The 3,251-nt window shown below is 72.5% G+C and carries 3 protein-coding genes; 1 reads left to right on the top strand and 2 read right to left on the bottom strand.

Annotation, left to right across the window (positions count from 1 at the left end; translation table 11 throughout):
* Positions 1-209: 209 nt before the first annotated feature.
* Positions 210-962 carry a GntR family transcriptional regulator gene (locus ACSNOD_RS29890; protein ID WP_436770212.1) on the bottom strand — a complete coding sequence of 251 codons (753 nt, stop codon included), beginning with the start codon at positions 960-962 and terminating at the stop codon, positions 210-212.
* A 55-nt stretch (positions 963-1,017) separates the two neighbouring features.
* Positions 1,018-2,358 carry a homogentisate 1,2-dioxygenase gene (hmgA, locus tag ACSNOD_RS29895; RefSeq protein WP_436770213.1) on the bottom strand — a complete coding sequence of 447 codons (1,341 nt, stop codon included), beginning with the start codon at positions 2,356-2,358 and terminating at the stop codon, positions 1,018-1,020.
* Positions 2,359-2,578: 220 nt separating this feature from the next.
* Between hmgA and ACSNOD_RS29900 the strand changes: the two genes are divergently transcribed.
* Positions 2,579-3,251, top strand: a 673-nt coding sequence (locus ACSNOD_RS29900; protein ID WP_436770214.1) for a citrate:proton symporter, incomplete at its 3' end; no start/stop codon positions are given.

A 3,251-nucleotide genomic window follows, 5' to 3' on the forward strand; every position in this document is an offset into this window, starting at 1 on the left:
GGGGAGCGGTGGTCGAGGGGGCGGTGGTCGAGCGGCTGTCGCGGCGGCGTCCGGCGGTCAACGCGGGTTCCTCCCGGGCGGGGGGTGCGCTTGCGCTGCGCATGCTAGCGACGTTCCGCCCCGCGAGGGCGCGGGCGTGGGGCGCGGGACGGCCGACGGCACGGGTCAGCGGAACGCGGCGTCCGGGGGGCACCGCGCGGCCTCCGGGGTCACCGGGAGGCGTCCAGGGTCACCGTGAAGGAGAAGCGGTCCCCGCGGTAGCGGATGCGGGCCACGTCCACCACGCGGCCCGTCTCGTCGTACGTCACCCCCGTGTAGTGCAGGATCGGGCTGAGCAGCGGGACCTGTAGGAGGCCGGCCGTCTCGGGGTCGGCGAGCCGCGCCTCGACCGTGTCCGTGATCCGCCCGATCCGCACTCCGACCACGTCCCGCAGCACCTTCGTCATCGGCCAGCGCTCCAGGTCGGCGACCGCGATCCGCTCGGCGAGCTCGGGACGCACCGCGTTCTCCGCCCAGTTGGTGGGCTCGCCGCCGGGCTCCGCGCGGCGCAGCCTGCGGTAGACGGCGACCTCCGCCAGGTCGGGGAAGTGCTCGGCCAGCTCGGCGGCGACGGGCGCCGGCCCGTGCCCGAGCACGGTGGTGTGCTCGCCGGACTGCTGGGCGACGATCGCGTCCACCGAGCCGAGCAGCCGCACCGGTGCCCCGCGCCGGGCAGCAGGCTCGATGAACGTGCCGCGCCGCCGGTGCCGGGTGATGAGCCCCTCCGCCTCCAGCTCCTTGAGCGCCTGCCGCATGGTGAGCACGCTGACGCCGTAGTGCTCGGCGAGCCGGTCCTCGGTCGGCAGCCGCAGCGGCTCGTCCGGGCGGCGGCCCAGTATGGAGGCCCGCAGGGACTGCGAGACCTGGTACCACAGCGGCAACTTGCGGTTGAGGGCGAGGGAGTCGGGGGCGAAGGAGGTCACGGCGCGGGCTCTCGGGTCACGGGCTCGAAGGTCGCGCGGGTCACGGGCTCGAAGGTCACGCGCGGAAGTGGCGTTCCAGACCCTGCCACACGTCGTCGTAGCCCTGCTGCAGATGGTCCGCCGCCATCGCCTGGGTGGTGGTGAGCACCGGCCAGCGGGTCTCGAACATGAACGCCAGGCCGTGCTCCAGCTTCTGCGGGACCAGCTCGGCCGCGCTGGCCTTGTCGAACGTCTCCCGGTCGGGCCCGTGCGCGGACATCATGTTGTGCAGCGAGCCGCCACCGGGCACGAACCCGCCGGGACCGGCGCTCTTGGCGTCGTACGCGCCCTCGATCAGCCCCATGTACTCGCTCATCACATTGCGGTGGAAGTACGGCGGGCGGAAGGTGTCCTCGCCGACCAGCCAGCGCGGGGCGAAGACCACGAAGTCCACGCCGGCCAGCCCCGGGGTGTCGGACGGCGAGGTGAGCACCGTGAAGATCGACGGGTCCGGGTGGTCGTAGCTGATGGAGCCGATGACGTTGAACCGCCGCAGGTCGTAGACGTACGGCGTCAGGTTGCCGTGCCAGGCGACGACGTCGAGCGGCGAGTGGTCGTAGGTGGCCGACCACAGCTGCCCGCAGTACTTGTTGACCACCTCGACCGGGCCCTCGCGGTCCTCGTACGCGGCGGTGGGCGCCAGGAAGTCCCGCGGGTTGGCCAGCCCGTTGGCGCCGATGGGCCCGAGGTCGGGGAGGGTGAAGGGCTGCCCGTAGTTCTCGCAGACGTAGCCGCGGGCGGTGTCGTCCAGCAGCTCGACCCGGAACCGGACGCCGCGCGGGATCAGGGCGACGTGCCCCGGCTCGGCGCGCAGCAGCCCGAACTCGGTGCGCAGCAGCAGCCCACCGCGCTCGGGGACGATGAGCAGCTCGCCGTCGGCGTCGGAGAACACCCGGTCGGTCATCGAGGTGTTGGCGTGGTAGAGGTGCACGGCCATGCCGGTGCGCTGCCGGGCGTCGCCGTTGCCGCCGAGGGTCCACAGCCCGGCCAGGAAGTCGGTCGGGCCGGTGGGCTCGGACAGCGGGTCCCAGCGCAGCCGGTTGGGGTCGGCCACGGCCTCGTCGCCCTCGAAGGGGGCGGTGCGCAGGGCGCCGGAGGCGACGCGGGTGAAGGCGGGGTGCGCCGCCGACGGGCGGACGCGGTAGAGCCAGGAGCGGCGGTTGCGGTGCCGCGGCTCGGTGAAGGCCGTTCCGCTGAGCTGCTCCGCGTACAGCCCGAGGGGCGCCCGCTGGGGGGAGTTGCGGCCCGTCGGAAGCGCCCCGGGGACCGCCTCCGAGCTGTGCTCATTGCCGAACCCGGAGGTGTACGCGAGCCCCTCCGCGATCTTTCGGGCCTGCTCGGTGGCACTGCTGCTCATGGCACGCTCCAGCTCCTCGGGAATCCTGTGCCCGACCATAGGATTCCGGTCGCCGGGCGTCAACGGCTCGCCCGAACCCGTTCGAACGCCCCTTGTTGACCTGGGGTTTTGCTCGTATTGCTCATGCGCCGACACCTTGCTGACGCTTCCCGGCGGCCCCTACGGTGTGCGCACCCCGCACCCGACGTGGAGTGACGCGGGCCGATGAAGAGGTGTCCCCATGCTGACCGTCCTCGGATTCGTCATGATCGCGTGCTTCCTGGCGCTGATCATGACGAAGAAGATGTCCCCCATGGCCGCGCTGATCCTGGTGCCGGCGCTGTTCTGTGTGCTGGTCGGGCAGGGGGGCCGGCTCGGCGAGTACGTCCTCAAGGGCATCGGCAGCCTGGCGCCCACGGCGGCGATGCTGATGTTCGCGATCGTCTACTTCGGGGTGATGATCGACGTCGGGCTCTTCGACCCGATCGTCCGGGCCATCCTGCGCTTCTGCAGGGCGGACCCGCTGCGGATCGTGCTCGGTACGGCGCTGCTGGCCGCGATCGTCTCGCTCGACGGCGACGGCTCCACCACGTTCATGATCACGGTGTCGGCGATGTACCCGCTGTACAAGCGGCTGGGGATGAACCTGGTCGTGCTCACGGCCGTGGCCGCGACCGCCAACGGCGTGATGAACACGCTGCCGTGGGGCGGCCCGACGGCGCGCGCCGCCACGGCGCTGAAGCTGGACGCGGGCGACATCTTCGTGCCGATGATTCCCGCGCTCGCGGTGGGCCTGGTCTTCGTCTTCGTCCTGGCCGCGTTCCTCGGGCTGCGGGAGCGGCGGCGGCTCGGGGTGCTCTCGCTGGACGCGGCGCTCGCCCCGGAGCGGGCGGCGGCGGGGGTCGGCGGGGGTA

Origin of the sequence: Streptomyces sp. URMC 123, assembly GCF_051386515.1 — a bacterium.
In the GTDB taxonomy this organism is placed as follows: domain Bacteria; phylum Actinomycetota; class Actinomycetes; order Streptomycetales; family Streptomycetaceae; genus Streptomyces.